General features: G+C 47.3%; 13 protein-coding genes. 12 read left to right on the forward strand and 1 reads right to left on the reverse strand.

Annotation, left to right across the window (positions count from 1 at the left end; genetic code table 11):
- Positions 1-7: 7 nt before the first annotated feature.
- The 12 genes from LKD42_RS06935 (at position 8) to LKD42_RS06990 (ending at position 11,922) form a co-directional block, all read left to right on the forward strand.
- Positions 8-1,582: an XdhC family protein gene (locus tag LKD42_RS06935; protein WP_248835236.1), complete on the forward strand. Its 1,575-nt coding sequence runs from the start codon at positions 8-10 to the stop codon at positions 1,580-1,582.
- 129 nt (positions 1,583-1,711) lie between these two features.
- Entirely contained in the window at positions 1,712-2,557 is an 846-nt protein-coding gene (gene modA / locus LKD42_RS06940) for a molybdate ABC transporter substrate-binding protein (protein ID WP_248835237.1), read from the forward strand.
- Positions 2,558-2,566: 9 nt separating this feature from the next.
- Positions 2,567-3,292, forward strand: a complete 726-nt coding sequence (gene modB / locus LKD42_RS06945; RefSeq protein ID WP_248835238.1) for a molybdate ABC transporter permease subunit — start codon at positions 2,567-2,569, stop codon at positions 3,290-3,292.
- A complete protein-coding gene (locus LKD42_RS06950; RefSeq protein ID WP_248835239.1) occupies positions 3,249-4,307 on the forward strand; it encodes a sulfate/molybdate ABC transporter ATP-binding protein in 1,059 nt (352 codons plus the stop codon). Before modB ends, LKD42_RS06950 begins: the two co-directional genes overlap by 44 nt.
- A gap of 42 nt (positions 4,308-4,349) precedes the next feature.
- Positions 4,350-5,495 carry an aminotransferase class V-fold PLP-dependent enzyme gene (locus tag LKD42_RS06955; protein WP_248835240.1) on the forward strand — a complete coding sequence of 382 codons (1,146 nt, stop codon included), beginning with the start codon at positions 4,350-4,352 and terminating at the stop codon, positions 5,493-5,495.
- A gap of 1 nt (position 5,496) precedes the next feature.
- Positions 5,497-6,525, forward strand: coding sequence for a selenide, water dikinase SelD (gene selD, locus LKD42_RS06960; protein ID WP_248835241.1), 1,029 nt, complete (start codon positions 5,497-5,499; stop codon positions 6,523-6,525).
- 12 nt (positions 6,526-6,537) lie between these two features.
- Positions 6,538-7,161, forward strand: a complete 624-nt coding sequence (yedF, locus tag LKD42_RS06965) for a sulfurtransferase-like selenium metabolism protein YedF (RefSeq protein WP_022119077.1) — start codon at positions 6,538-6,540, stop codon at positions 7,159-7,161.
- 1 nt (position 7,162) lies between these two features.
- Complete coding sequence (locus LKD42_RS06970; protein WP_248835242.1) at positions 7,163-7,402, forward strand: putative Se/S carrier protein; 240 nt, start codon at positions 7,163-7,165, stop codon at positions 7,400-7,402.
- A gap of 120 nt (positions 7,403-7,522) precedes the next feature.
- Positions 7,523-8,335 carry an FAD binding domain-containing protein gene (locus LKD42_RS06975; RefSeq protein WP_022119079.1) on the forward strand — a complete coding sequence of 271 codons (813 nt, stop codon included), beginning with the start codon at positions 7,523-7,525 and terminating at the stop codon, positions 8,333-8,335.
- Positions 8,335-8,856 carry a (2Fe-2S)-binding protein gene (locus LKD42_RS06980; protein ID WP_022119080.1) on the forward strand — a complete coding sequence of 174 codons (522 nt, stop codon included), beginning with the start codon at positions 8,335-8,337 and terminating at the stop codon, positions 8,854-8,856. Before LKD42_RS06975 ends, LKD42_RS06980 begins: the two co-directional genes overlap by 1 nt.
- Positions 8,849-11,191, forward strand: coding sequence for a xanthine dehydrogenase family protein molybdopterin-binding subunit (locus LKD42_RS06985; protein ID WP_248835243.1), 2,343 nt, complete (start codon positions 8,849-8,851; stop codon positions 11,189-11,191). Before LKD42_RS06980 ends, LKD42_RS06985 begins: the two co-directional genes overlap by 8 nt.
- Complete coding sequence (locus LKD42_RS06990; RefSeq protein WP_248835244.1) at positions 11,188-11,922, forward strand: nucleotidyltransferase family protein; 735 nt, start codon at positions 11,188-11,190, stop codon at positions 11,920-11,922. Before LKD42_RS06985 ends, LKD42_RS06990 begins: the two co-directional genes overlap by 4 nt.
- A gap of 113 nt (positions 11,923-12,035) precedes the next feature.
- Here LKD42_RS06990 and LKD42_RS06995 read toward each other — a convergent pair whose 3' ends face one another.
- Entirely contained in the window at positions 12,036-13,022 is a 987-nt protein-coding gene (locus tag LKD42_RS06995) for a diaminopimelate dehydrogenase (RefSeq protein ID WP_147632421.1), read from the reverse strand.
- Positions 13,023-13,147: the final 125 nt, after the last annotated feature.

Here is a 13,147-nt window from a genome sequence, read left to right on the forward strand (position 1 = left end):
GAAATAGATGGGAAAACTGATCGCGATCAATATCAGTGAAAAACGCGGGACAGAAAAAAAAGAAATACAGGAAGCGAAGCTGGTTACAGATTTCGGGATTGCCGGAGATGCCCATGCAGGTAAATGGCACAGGCAGGTCAGTCTTTTATCTTTTGAAAAAATCGAAGATTTCAAGGCCAGAGGAGCCAGAATCGAAAACGGAGCCTTCGGGGAGAATCTGATCGTCTCCGGATTTGACTTTAAAACGCTGCCGCTCGGAACGAGGTTTCAGATTGGAGATGCACTGCTTGAGATGACGCAGATCGGAAAACAGTGCCATTCTCACTGTGCCATTTATCAGCGGATGGGCGAGTGCATCATGCCGAAAGAAGGCGTGTTTGCCGTTGTCTTAAAAGGCGGCACGATCAAAAAAGGTGATGAGGTGACGATGATAGCGGCAAATTTTTATGCGACCGTCCGGGATCGGAATAAGGCAGCGGACACATTGACAGCGACCGTCATTACCGGAAAAAACAGGGGCGAAAAGCTCTGCATGATGGATGGAAAAATCCGTGCGGTACGAAGTTCCAGTGCCGGAATGTATCATGGCCTGCACAAACACGATATGAATGAAGCGGCAAAAGAATCAATATCCGGATCGGATTTTTTTAATGAAAAACATGCCGAAGAAATCTGGAAGGCACATCTTGCAGACAAACACCGGATCACGATCGAAGAGCAGGAGATTTTCCTTCATTCCATCGGAAACAGGGCAAGACTTGTGATCTGCGGCGGCGGACACGTATCAACTGCCCTGGTGAGGATGGCAAAACTGCTGGATTTTGAAATCTGGGTTCTGGAAGACCGCCCGTTTTTTGCAGAACATGCAAAACAGGAGGGAGCAGATCACATTCTTTGTGGAGATTATGTGGAAAGTCTTGCAAAAATCCCGAAAGATGTGGATAATTATTATGTCTGCATGACGAGAGGACATCGTTTTGATCTGGAATGCTTAAAAGAGATTTATAAAAGAACGTTTGCCTATGCAGGCATGATGGGATCCAGAAAGCGAAGTGTACTGGTGCGAAAAGATCTGGAAGAAGCAGGCTATACAAAAGAACAGGTACAAAAGCTGCATTCTCCGATCGGTCTGGCAATCGGAGCACAGACTCCGGCAGAGATCGCACTTTCCGTGATCAGCGAGATCGTGCAGTGCAAAAATGAACGTGCAAAAGCGGCAGAAACAGACGAGGCAATTCTGGAAGAACTGACAGAGCCGCAGAGACTTTCAAAATTTGCAGTAAATGATGAAAATGAGATGGAATACCGCATGCTTTGTACGATCATCGAAAAAAGGGGCAGTGCACCCAGAAGTATCGGAACCCAGATGCTGGTCACATCGGACAACCGTATTATCGGAACCATCGGCGGAGGCTGTGCAGAAGCTGAAGTGATCACCAGATGTCGCGGATATTTTGCGGAAATGCGAAAAGGCATACATGGGATCTGCGAGATTGTCAAAATCCAGATGAGCACCGATAACGTCGAAGAAGAAGGCATGGTGTGCGGCGGCAGGATTGAAGTGCTGCTGGAGGAGACATGACAGGGCATGCAGCACTATGGTATGCAGGAACTGATCGTAAATGTACAGAATCTTTGTATAAACTTATAGTGGAAATGGATTATAAAAATAAAGAGCATTTAAAAAGTGCATCATGAAAGGAAAAAGCAAATGAAAAAAACGATCGCAGTAACTTTCGCAATCGTATCACTGGCAACCGCAGGAGTTCTTCTTGCAGGATGTGGAAGCAAGGAAAAGAAAACAGAAGTTACCGTTTTTGCAGCAAAGAGTCTGAACGGTGTTATGGATGAGCTGTGCGAAAAGTACAACAGTGAGCATCCGAATGTAACTTTCCAGACAAACTATGACAGTTCCGGAACGTTGATGACACAGATCAAGGAAGGTGCAAAATGCAACATTTTCTTTTCTGCCGGTGTTTCTCAGATGGATGAGCTGCAGGCAGGTTTTGACGGTGGTGATATCGTGGAGGGAAGCCGGCGGGATCTTCTGAACAATCAGGTATGCCTTGTTACATGGAAAGGCAGCGATACCAAAGTAACAGATTTTTCCAATCTTTCTCTTGCAAAGAACATGGCACTGGCAGATCAGACCGTTCCGGTTGGACAGTATACCAGAAAAGCACTGATCAATGCGGGCATGGCAGGCTCAGAGTACACAGAAGTCGATCAGTTGACAGATGATGTGATATCAAAGGCACTGGGCGGCCTGGAAATCAATAACTGTGCAAACGTAGGAGCCGTTGCATCCGCGGTTGCAGAAGGAGCAAATGAAGTCGGAACGGTTTATTATTCTGATACGTTCGGATATGAAGATCAGCTGGATATTATCGAGCAGCTGCCGAATTCCCTGACCGGTGATGTGATCTATCCGGTAGCAGCAGTAGAAAGTGATAATATTTCCAATGAAGAACTGGAAGCTTCCGAGGATTTCCTTACTTACCTGCAAAGTGAAGAAGCAGTGAAATTGTTTGAAAAATATCATTTTACTGTACAGTAGGAGATATCTATGAATTTGCAGAATCTGGATTTTACACCGCTTTGGATTACAATGAAAACCGGAGTGGCTGCAACGTTTGTTTCCTTTTTCCTTGGGATTTTTGCGGCCAGATTTGTGATGGGCCGGAAGGGAAAAGCAAGAGCGTTCTGGGATGGTTTTCTGACAATGCCGCTGGTACTTCCGCCGACTGTGGCAGGATACATTCTGCTTCGTACATTCAGTACAAAAAGACCGTTTGGCCGTTTTCTGGCGAACAGTCTTGGCATTCAGGCAGTACATACCTGGCTTGGCTGTGTGCTGGCGGCAACGGTCATCGCTTTTCCGCTGATGTACCGCAATGCGAGAGCGGCCTTTGAACAGGTCGATGAGAATGTGATCTATGCGGCACAGACGCTTGGATTGAGCGAGCGGACGATCTTCTGGAAGATTCGCATACCGATGGCAAAACCGGGCATTTTATCCGGTACAGTCTTGGCATTTGCAAGGGCGATCGGTGAGTATGGAGCGACTTCCATGCTCGCCGGAAATATCGCCGGCAGGACTTCGACGATCTCGCAGCAGATCGCCATGGTGCTCCAGAACGGAGATTTTGCACTTGCCGGTTTCTGGTGTCTGGTGATTTTTGTGATTTCGTTTGTGTGTCTTGTTGCACTGAATCTGTTTGGAGAGAAGAAAAGTAAAGGGAAAAAGCATGTCTTTCATCGTAAAAATAAAAAAACAACTGGCTCTTTATGAGCTGTTGGTTGATCTGGAAACGGAAGCCGGGATTCTGGCGGTGATCGGAGGCTCAGGTTCCGGAAAAAGCATGACGCTCAAATGCATTGCCGGGATCGAGACGCCGGACAGCGGATTTATCTCGCTGAATGGCAGGGTTCTGTATGATTCTTCAAAAAAGATCAATCTTCCGCCGCAGAAACGGAACGTCGGCTATCTTTTTCAGGAGTACGCCCTGTTTCCGACTATGACGGCAGCTGAAAATATCAGCATTGTGATGAAACAAAAGAATCCGGTTCAGGTGCAGAAATGGCTGGAAGAATACGGTCTTGGAGATTATGCGGACAGTTATCCTGATCATCTTTCCGGCGGACAGAAACAGCGACTTGCCATGATCCGCATGCTGGCGGCTGAGCCGCAGTGCATTCTGCTTGATGAGCCGTTTTCCGCACTGGATGAGCATATCAAGCGGAAAATGGAGCGGGAAGTGATGGAGATGCTGCATGATTTTGACAAACCGATCCTTTTTGTTTCGCATAATCAGGAGGAGGTTTATCGCCTGGCAGACCGGATTGGCAGCATGGAAAACGGCAGATTCAGTCCGATCCGTGAAAAGAGGGCGTTTTTTGCAGAGCCTCAGACAGTCGGGCAGGCAAAACTGGTAGGCTGCAATAATATTTCAGAGATCGACTGGATCAGCGAAGATCGGGTGTATGCAAAAAACTGGAATCTTTCGCTGAGAGTCCCGTTTACTGAGCTGGAAGAGCAGAAAAAATATCGTGCGATCGCCATTTATCCGGGAGATATCACTCTTTATTCAGAAGATGCCATACTGGAAGAAAAACAAGTCAGGAATAAAATTTCAGTAAAATCCTGCAGCACCGAAGAAGAACTGCACAGCTGGGCGGTAAGCTGTCAGATAGATGGAACCGATGCGGAACTTATGATGCTTTTATCGAAAGAAAAAATGCCGTCGGTACCGGAAAAAATTACAGAAATCTTTGTGGATGGCGGAAAAATCCATCTGCTGCAGTAAAGATGATGCAATATGTTTTAAAGAAAGTGTGAGGATGACAGCATGATTTATCTGGACAACGCAGCGACAACGCTTCAAAAACCGCAGGCAGTTTATGATGCAGTTTATGATGCCATGAAAACTTTGGGAAATTCCGGGCGGGGATTTTCTGGTGCGGCACTTGGAGCGTCGAGAATGATCTATGAGGCGAGACGGACGCTCTGCGATTTTTTCGGAGGCAGTGATCCATCGAGGCTGGTTTTTACGTCCAATGCAACGGAAGCTTTGAATATGGCAATCCAGGGGATGTTTCTTCCGGGAGATCATGTGATCACGACGCAGCTGGAGCATAATTCGGTGCTGCGTCCGCTCTATGCCATGCAGAAAAAGGGTGTTGAACTTACGATTGCGGCGAGTGGACAGAACGGAACGGCAGATTTTGATGCGATCGAAGCAGCCATCCGGGCAAACACGAAAGCGATCGTCTGCACCCATGCATCGAATCTGACCGGAAACCTGACGGACATGCCGAGGATGGGAGAGCTTGCAAGGCGGCATGGGCTGTTTCTGATCGTCGATGCTTCGCAGACTGCAGGTGTGATTCCGATTGATGTAAAACAGATGCATATCAATGTGCTCTGTTTTACCGGGCACAAAAGCCTGTTTGGACCGCAGGGAACCGGCGGACTTTACATAGGTGAGGGTGCAGAGATAAAGCCTTTAAAAAGCGGCGGGACCGGCGTGCACAGTTTCCTGAAAACACAGCCGGAAGAACTCCCGGAGCATCTCGAAGCCGGAACGTTGAATGGCCACGGGATTGCAGGACTTCTTGCAGGTGTACAGGAAATCCAGAAGATCACAGCAGAAGAGATATGGAAAAAAGAGCGAAATCTGATGGAGTGTTTTGTTGCGAAAATCAAGCAGATTCCCAATGTGAAGATATATGGCGATTTTTCGGATAAAAACAGATGCCCGATCGTTTCTCTGAATATTGCAGGCGTGGATTCTTCGCAGGTCAGTGAATGGCTCTTGGAAGAGTATGAGATTGCAGTGCGTTCGGGAGCACACTGTGCACCGCTGATGCATCAGTATTTTGGAACGCAGAAGCAGGGCATGGTGCGTTTCAGCTTTTCGTATTATAATACAGAAAAAGAGGCACTGACGGCCGCAGAAGCGATCCGTGAGATCGCAGAAGAAGTGGAGGCGTGAAATGACAGAAGAGATTGTATTTTGTAAGGGTGGCGGATGTACGGCAAAATTAGGACCGGATCTTTTAAGTCACGTGCTTGGCAAAATCCCAAGAGGGGAAAAAGATCCGGATCTTCTGATCGGATATGACAGTCGGGATGATGCGGCTGTTTATCAGATCACGGAAGATACCGCCATTGTCCAGACGCTGGATTTTTTTCCGCCGATGCTGGAAGATCCGTATTTGTTTGGGCAGATTGCAGCGGCAAATGCTTTAAGTGACATTTATGCGATGGGCGGAACGGTAAAGACAGCATTGAATATCCTCTGTTTTCCAGAAAAAATGGATTTAAATATTCTTGGAAAGATTATGCAGGGCGGGGCAGAAAAAGTGATCGAGGCGGGCGGAACGCTGGCAGGAGGTCATTCCATTGCCGATGCCGATGTCAAATACGGACTGTCTGTGATGGGTATTGTAAATCCAAAACAGATCTATGCAAATGACAAAGGCAGACCGTCGGATGTACTGATCTTTACCAAGAAGCTCGGAGTCGGGCTGGTGTGCAATGCAAACCGTGTCGGACAGGCACCAAAAGGAGCCATGGAAGAAGCGATTGCTTCAATGACCATGCTCAATAAAAAAGCCGCAGAGATCAGCCATCGTTACGAGATACATGCCTGCACCGATGTGACCGGTTTTGGATTTTTGGGGCACTTAAGTGAAATGATAAACAGCAGCATTTCGGCAGAAATCGACAGCATTTCCATCCCGGTCATCAAAGGAGCAATGCACTGTGCAGAAGAATTTCTGCTGACGGCCGCGGCACAGAGAAACCGCAATCATGTCGCAGAACGTGTGACATTTTCAAAATATATTCCATTTGCGATGGAAGAACTGCTCTTTGATCCGCAGACCTCCGGAGGACTGTTATTTGCCGTGCAGAAAGAAGACGCAGCGGCATTTGAGAAAGAATTAAGAGAAGCCGGAATGCCGGCAGCGATCGTCGGAAGGTTTACGGAGAAAAAAGAAAAAGATATCTATGTGAATTGAGGAGGATGTAATATGATCACAGTAAATGCAATGGGCGATGCATGTCCGATCCCGGTTGTTAAGACAAAAAATGCGATTGCATCTTTAAAAGGTGCCGATGTGGTGGAGACACTGGTTGACAATGAAATCGCAGTTGAAAATCTGAAAAAGATGGCAGACCAGAAAGGTTATAAGACCACAAGTGAAAAGCTTGAAGAAGGAAAATATCGTGTGTGCATCATCGTGGAAAACGTGGTGGATAACGTTGAAAAAAAAGACGGAGACGGTGGAAAATTCTGTGACTGTACGCCGGAAAAAGAGAGCAATAAGGTGGTTGTGATCCGCTCTTCCGTGATGGGAGAGGGTGATCCGGAGCTTGGAAAAGTGCTGTTAAAAGGCTTTATTTATGCGATTTCGCAGCAGAAAGATCTGCCGAAAACCATGCTTTTTTATAATGGCGGTGCATTTATCACCTGTGAAGGTTCCCAGTCGCTGGAGGATCTGAAAGCACTGGAAGAACAGGGCGTGAAAATTTTAACATGCGGGACTTGTTTAAATCACTATGGTCTGACGGACCGGCTTGCAGTCGGAGAAGTGACGAACATGTATGAGATCGCGGAAAAGATGACGCAGGCTTCCCTGATTGTAAGTCCGTAATATGAGAAAAAAAACAAAGCAGCTGGTGATCACGTTTTCCACCACGACAGCGGCGATGGCGATGGAAAAGAGGGCACAGGAAATGGGGATTTTTGGGCGGCTGATCCCGCTTCCATCCGAGATTTCAGCAGGGTGCGGACTTTCCTGGAAAACGAAACTGGAAGAAAAAGAAAAAATGCTTGTGTTTCTGGAAGAAGAAAAGCTGAAGTGGGAAGCAATGTATGAGTTAGAGTTGTATTAGATATGAGATAAATTGATATTCGGGATGGGATTTGATTTAAAGCCTGATGCAGCCACCGGCGGATTGCATCGGTGTACAGTAAGAATGTCAGAGATAATTTTTGAATAGGGAAAGGACAGTATGGGATATTTTAATCAATACGTAAGGGCAGAAAGTCTGGAAGAGGCCTATGGGCTTTACCAGAAAAAAAATAATTTTGTTCTCGGCGGTATGCTCTGGCTGAAGATGCGGAAGCGGCCGTTTGGAACAGCGATCGATCTGTCAGATCTTGGTCTGGATCAGATCGAAGAAGATGAAAAAGAATTTCGCATCGGAGCGTATGTTTCGCTTCGGGAACTGGAGACAAACGAGGCGTTAAATACTTACACGAAAGGTGCGTTTGCCGAGTCGGTGAAACATATCGTCGGTGTACAGTTTCGAAATGTGGCTACGGTCGGCGGCAGTCTCTGGGGACGTTACGGATTTTCGGATGTGATGACGATCTTCCGTGCCATGGGTGCAAAGGTGCAGCTGCATCATGCAGGCATCTTGGATCTGGATGAGTTTGTAAAAATGCCAAGAAAGACAAGGGATATTCTTGTTTCCGTGATCGTACCGAAAAAGGTAAAAGCAGTCGTGTATTTAAGTCAGAGAAACCAGTCCACAGATTTTCCGGTGCTGACCTGTGCGGTGGCAAAACGGGAAGAAGGATATGTCGCAGCAGTCGGAGCTACACCGCATCTTGCGGAAAACGTCTGGGATAAAGAAGGCATTTTAACAGAAATAAACGAGGAAAGTATCGAAAAATTTGCCGCCAAGGTTGCAGAGCAGATCCGTTTCGGCAGTAATATGAGAGCCGGAGCTGCATATCGTCGAATCGTCTGTCAGGTGCTTGTAAAACGTGCACTGCATACGATTGTGGCAGAAAACAATGGAGAGGAGGAAAAGTGCTGATGGAAGTGACCATTACATTAAATGGAAAAAAGATCACAGATTCGGTGGATGCCGATATGGTGCTCCTTGATTTTTGCAGAAAACATAAATGTTTTTCCGTCAAAAGAGGATGTGAGACCGGAAACTGCGGGCTTTGCAGCGTTTTACTGGATGGAAAACCAGTGCTTTCCTGCAGCGTTCCAATCGGACGTGCATCAGGAAGAAAAGTAGATACCTTAGAAGGCCTCCAGGAAGAAGCAAAGAAATTTAGCGATTTTTTTGCAGCACAGGGTGCCGACCAGTGCGGATTCTGCAATCCGGGTTATATTGTTAATATCGTGGCACTGCTCCGGGAAAATCCAGATCCGACAGACGAAGAGATTCTTGAATATTTATCAGGCAATCTCTGCCGCTGTACCGGATATCAGAGCCAGCTGCGTTCGCTCCGCAACTATCTGAACAGCAAAAAAGAAGCGGCACCGCTTGATCTGGAGGCAGAAGTTTATGGTGCGGATATCGGAAGGGAGTGGAAGCATGAGTGAATTTAAGCGAGATCGAAAAGATTATCATATGGTCGGAAAATGTGTTCCGAAAAAAGATTCAAACCAGCTTCTGCTTGGAAAACCGGTCTTTATGGATGATATTGTGCCGCAGGACTGTCTGGTCGTAAAACTGCTCCGAAGTCCGCATGCCCATGCTCTGGTAGAAGAGGTCAAAACAGTGGCAGCCGCCAAAGTTCCGGGTATCGAAGCCATCTATACCTGGAAAGATGTGCCGAAAGAACGCTTCTGTATTGCCGGACAGACTTATCCGGAGCCATCTCCGTATGACCGTCTGATCCTCGATCAGAGGGTTCGCTGTGTGGGTGATCCGGTGGCGATCGTTGCCGGTGAAAATGAAAAAGCAGTCGATAAAGCACTGCGTCTGATCAAGGTGAAATATCAGGTTTTGGAGCCGGTCCTTGATTTCAGAAAAGCCCTTGATAGCGAAGTTCTGGTACATCCGGAGGAGAACTGGAAATCCTATGGAAATACCGGTGATGTGAAACGCAACCTTCTGCATCACGAGGAAGATACCCACGGTGATGTAGAGCAGATTTTAAGCGAATGCGATGAAGTGATCGAGCACAGCTGGAGGATCAAGGCGGCACAGCAGGGCTATATGGAAACCATCCGTGCTTACTGCGAGATCGACCGTTACGGACGTCTCCACTGCATCAGTTCCACACAGATCGTCTTTCATGTAAGACGTATCATTGCCAACGCACTTGGAATCCCAAAATCGATGGTGCGTGCGGAAAAACCGCGTATCGGCGGAGGATTCGGAGCAAAACAGACAGCAGTCTGCGAAGTTTATCCGGCATTTGTGACCTGGATGACAAAGAAACCGTGTAAACTGATCTACAGCCGAAAAGAATGTCAGACGATCGCTTCACCAAGGCACGAAATGGAAGTGACGGTTCGCTTAGGTGCGATGAAGGACGGACATATCCGGGCTATCGACCTTTATACCTTATCCAATACCGGTGCCTACGGAGAACATGGAACTACGACCGTAGGACTTTCCGGACATAAAGCACTTCCGCTTTATACCGGAGGCTGTGAGGCAACCAGATTTTCCTGCGACGTAGTCTATACGAATGTTCAGGCAGCCGGAGCCTACCGCGGCTACGGTGCGACGCAGGGTATTTTTGCACTGGAATCCGCAGTCAATGAGCTGGCGGAGAAACTGCATATGGACCCAGTGGAGATCCGTATGAAAAATATTGTCCGCGAAGGCATGTTTATGCCGGCTTACTTCGGTGAGACGGCAAATGCCTGTGCACTGGACCGCTGTATCGAACACTGTGCCGACAACTTCCACTGGAAAGAAAAATATCCGGTGCGTGACATGGGCAATGGAAAAGTGCGTGCAGCAGGCATGGCACTGGCAATGCAGGGTTCCTGTATTTCCAATGTCGATGTCGGTTCCTGTACCTTAAAACTTGGTGACGGCGGAACGTATAACATGATGATCGGAGCGGCCGACATGGGAACGGGATGCGATACAATCCTTGCACAGATGGCAGCGGAAGTGCTAGACTGTGATGTAGATCAGATTTCCGTTTTCGGGGCAGATACGGATGCCTCTCCGTACGACTCCGGATCATATGCATCTTCCACCACTTATGTGACAGGAATGGCAACGCAGAATGCGGCACTGCAGCTGCGGGAAAATATCAAAAAGATCGGTGCCGGCATGCTTGAGTGTGAACCGGAAGAAGTCGATTTTGACGGTGAGAAAGTTTACCTGACCGACGGCGAAAAGTCCGTCAGTCTTGTGGATATTGCCACAAAATCGCAGGTCAACAATACGATTCCTGTGGATGTGACAGCCACGTATTCTTCCCCGGTATCCCCGCCTCCTTACATGGTCGGAATGGTTGAGATCGAGCTGGACAAAGAAACCGGAAGCATTGAGATCCTGGATTATCAGGCCGTGATCGACTGTGGTATCCCGGTCAATCCAAACCTTGCCAGAGTGCAGGCGGAAGGCGGTATCGGCCAGGGAATCGGCATGGCACTCTATGAAAATGTGACTTACAACGCACAGGGAAAAATCGCAGAGAACAGCTTTATGCAGTACAAGATCCCGACCCGTCTGGATATGGGCAGGATCAATGTAGAATTTGAAACCAGCTACGAGCCAAGCGGTCCGTTTGGTGTCAAATCCATCGGTGAGATCGTGATCAACACCCCGGCACCGGCACTCGCCCATGCGATTTACCGTGCGACCGGAGTATGGCACCGAACTGTACCGTTCACTCCGGAAAAGATTCTGATGAGCATGCTCGATCCACAGTGGAAAGAAATCGACCGTCGCGTCAAAGAATCATGATACACATTATTTATATGGCGGCTGGAAACAGCCGCCGTTTTGGAAATGAAAACAAACTGCTCCAGAACTGGAAGGGAAAACCACTGTATCTTCATACATTTGAAAAACTGCTTCGGATCAGAGAAAAAGAGCCGGAAAAGATTTCCTTAACGGTAGTCACGCAGTATCCGGAAATTTGTCGGGAAGTACAAAATCAGCCCGGCGTGAATGCAGTATTCTGCAAAGAGAGCAGACTTGGTGTTTCCTATACGATAAAGGCAGGGATCCGTGCAGTTGGGGAAATATATGACTCTGTAAAGAAGAAAATTTGCCTGGTGCAGGAAGCACATGATTTTGTGAGAAAAGAGCATTGCTTTGTAAAGAATGAGAGTTCTTTTGAAAGAAAGACAGAGCATGTAAGAACGTGGGATTATCTGATGTTCGCAGTTGCCGATCAGCCGAACTTAAGCGAGCAGAGCATCGAAGCAATGATTGGGGCAGCAGGCCAGCGATTCAGACAGGGATATACTTCGCAGCCGCCGACGTTCTCTCTGTGTTGTGGGGAAAGAGTCGGCAATCCCTGTATGTTCCGGGCAGATCTGATCCCGGAACTGATGCAGCTGGAAGGCGATAAGGGCGGAAGGTCTGTTCTGAAAAAGCATGAGTGCTGTTACGTGGAGATAGAAAATGAAGAAGAATTTTCTGATATTGATACAGAAGAACAGATAAAGAAAAATTCAACTGTCAGTTGAAAATAGGGTCAGAACGAAACGAAAGCAGAGACACAGCGGCGGAATTCATATCCGTCCTGTGCTCTGCTTTCTGACTTTACAAACGCTTCAGGAAACCAGGCCATAAAACAAGTTTATAACATCGAAGCTCTCAGTTCTTCCGGTGTTTTCTGGGACAGCATAGCCGGTGCGATATCAAATACGCTTCTCGCTCCGGATTCGCCCTTTTTGGACAGACGATATGCAGCACGTGCATAAGCAACCAGAACACTTCCAGTAAATTCCGGATTCGAATCCAGCTTCAGAGAATATTCAATCACATGCTTGTTGCCCTCACATCCGGTTTCACCGGTGCGGATCACAAAACCGCCGTGCGGCATCTTGCTGTGATGAGCCTTTAATTCTTCTTCTGAAATGAAGTTTACGGTTGTATCGTATTCATCGAAATAGTTCGGCATTGTCTTGATCGCTTTTTCGATGGCAGCTTTATCTGCACCTTCTTCCGCAACGACATAACATTCTCTTAAATGTTTCTCTCTGGTAGTCAGTGTCGGTTCGCTTCCGCTTCTTACCTGTTCCATGGCAGATTCGATCGGAACGGTGTACTGGATCGCATTTTTAACGCCTTCGATACGGCGGATCGCGTCAGAATGTCCCTGGCTTACGCCCTTGCCCCAGAATGTATAAGTGCTTCCCTGAACCAGGATGGATTCTGCATACAGACGGTTCAAAGAGAACATACCCGGATCCCAGCCGACAGAGATAATGCCGATGTTTCCGCCTTCCTTTGCAGCCTTATCTACGCTTGCAAAATATTCCGGGATTCTTGCGTGTGTATCGAAACTGTCGATCGTGTTGAAAGAAGCAGCAACTTTTGGTCCGATGACCGGCAGATCGGTAGCAGAACCGCCGCAGAGGATCATAACATCGATCTCATTTTTCATAGCTTCCATATCATCGAAATGCTTTACAACAGCACCTTCAGTCTGAATAGAAACACCGGCAGGATCTCTTCTTGTGAAAACTGCTTTCAGTTCCATATCATCATTGCGTTTGATGGACTGCTCAACGCCGCGTCCAATGTTGCCATAGCCAACAATACCAATTCGGATTTTTTCCATTTTCTTACATCTCCTGTTAAAAATTTTCTGTTATCCATCATAGGATTCCAGCTTTGGGAACCCTGTGAACTGTTCTAAATTATAGCATAGATTTTTGCTCAGGCAATCATTTTCTTTTGAGAAAA

The organism is Hominisplanchenecus faecis (assembly GCF_020687205.1).
GTDB classification, from domain to species: Bacteria; Bacillota; Clostridia; order Lachnospirales; family Lachnospiraceae; genus Hominisplanchenecus; species Hominisplanchenecus faecis.

Coding starts and splice junctions, on each gene's coding strand:
- LKD42_RS06935 (WP_248835236.1), top strand. CDS start 8: ATGGGAAAACTGATCGCGATCAATATCAGTGAAAAACGCGGGACAGAA.
- modA (WP_248835237.1), top strand. CDS start 1,712: ATGAAAAAAACGATCGCAGTAACTTTCGCAATCGTATCACTGGCAACC.
- modB (WP_248835238.1), top strand. CDS start 2,567: ATGAATTTGCAGAATCTGGATTTTACACCGCTTTGGATTACAATGAAA.
- LKD42_RS06950 (WP_248835239.1), top strand. CDS start 3,249: ATGTCTTTCATCGTAAAAATAAAAAAACAACTGGCTCTTTATGAGCTG.
- LKD42_RS06955 (WP_248835240.1), top strand. CDS start 4,350: ATGATTTATCTGGACAACGCAGCGACAACGCTTCAAAAACCGCAGGCA.
- selD (WP_248835241.1), top strand. CDS start 5,497: ATGACAGAAGAGATTGTATTTTGTAAGGGTGGCGGATGTACGGCAAAA.
- yedF (WP_022119077.1), top strand. CDS start 6,538: ATGATCACAGTAAATGCAATGGGCGATGCATGTCCGATCCCGGTTGTT.
- LKD42_RS06970 (WP_248835242.1), top strand. CDS start 7,163: ATGAGAAAAAAAACAAAGCAGCTGGTGATCACGTTTTCCACCACGACA.
- LKD42_RS06975 (WP_022119079.1), top strand. CDS start 7,523: ATGGGATATTTTAATCAATACGTAAGGGCAGAAAGTCTGGAAGAGGCC.
- LKD42_RS06980 (WP_022119080.1), top strand. CDS start 8,335: ATGGAAGTGACCATTACATTAAATGGAAAAAAGATCACAGATTCGGTG.
- LKD42_RS06985 (WP_248835243.1), top strand. CDS start 8,849: ATGAGTGAATTTAAGCGAGATCGAAAAGATTATCATATGGTCGGAAAA.
- LKD42_RS06990 (WP_248835244.1), top strand. CDS start 11,188: ATGATACACATTATTTATATGGCGGCTGGAAACAGCCGCCGTTTTGGA.
- LKD42_RS06995 (WP_147632421.1), bottom strand. CDS start 13,022: ATGGAAAAAATCCGAATTGGTATTGTTGGCTATGGCAACATTGGACGC.